We start from the raw sequence: 1,112 nt of genomic DNA on the forward strand, positions 1-1,112 counted from the left end.
TTTTACATAAAATACTGGTCTAGTTTCGTGATGTCTTTTTTAAGCAATTTGTCCTTTGATAACTTCAAAAGATATTATTTTTCAGTTGACATACTACCGCAGGTCTTTACTGGATAACACAATTCGTCTCTCTTATGTTCTTCCTGTCCTTGAAGTTAAAAATTATACTATTTTACTTTAAAAATATTCCTCTTATGCCACTTAAAGTATAATTTATTCTCCGGTTGAATTCCTATCTTAGCTTTTGGTATTAATCCAAATTTCAAATAATCTGTTTCCACTATTAATGAGGAAATATGCAGTCGTCCCTGTCCATCAAATGTGATAAACCCTTTATCATAAAGAACATCATGATTACAGCACAGTAGTACACCGTTATACGGATCTAAGCGTTCCATACTTGTACTATCTTTCCATGGCTTAGAATGACTTGCTCTTAACAATTCTGGTAAATTTATTCCGCATAATGCACATTTTCCGTTCCAAATCTCCATTAATTCCTCTCTAAATTTTTGCTGTCCAATTCGGATTTTCGCTTTTACTTCGGATTCCGTCTCAGCTATAACCGGAATTAATGTATTGTTTTCTGTCCTTCTTACCGGATCAACTGCCAACTCTAATTGCTCATCATTTATTTTATAAATGTTTGAATCACCAATTAGTTCCATTAATTTAAGGGCTAATTCTTCATTACATGGATATAAATAACCTTGGTTTCCATTTGCATCTGATTGAAAAGGTGAATATTTAATTGGCAACAGGTGCGATATCTCTTCAAATTTCTCACGTATATTAATTGTTTTTTCTAACTCATGATATTTTAAAGATACCAAATAGCCTTCATCATTCCATTGATCATGGCTTTTCATAATCGATGGTTTATTCGATTCCTTACAATCTTCTTCAGCGATACTAACTGCTACAATATTCCCTTTTACATAATGAAAGATTCGATCCCCCTCTTTTACATCCATCATTCTTTTCCATGAATGTGGTACATTACCCATGCCCATCAACTTAAAAATCTTCACTACCCCCAAGTGTAAAAAAACGTTATTCTTTCTAAAAAAGCTAGACTAGAAAGGATGACGTTTTCTTATGAATCTCTCGAT

Annotated in this window: 1 pseudogene; it reads right to left on the minus strand. The window is 32.8% G+C overall.

Annotated features, from left to right (window positions below):
- Positions 1–167 precede the first annotated feature (167 nt).
- Positions 168–1,004, minus strand: a pseudogene (locus tag MR168_RS32960) (HNH endonuclease); the annotation flags it as partial.
- Positions 1,005–1,112 lie beyond the last annotated feature (108 nt).

The organism is Bacillus cereus group sp. BfR-BA-01356, assembly GCF_022663635.1.
Classification (GTDB): Bacteria; Bacillota; Bacilli; order Bacillales; family Bacillaceae_G; genus Bacillus_A; species Bacillus_A cereus.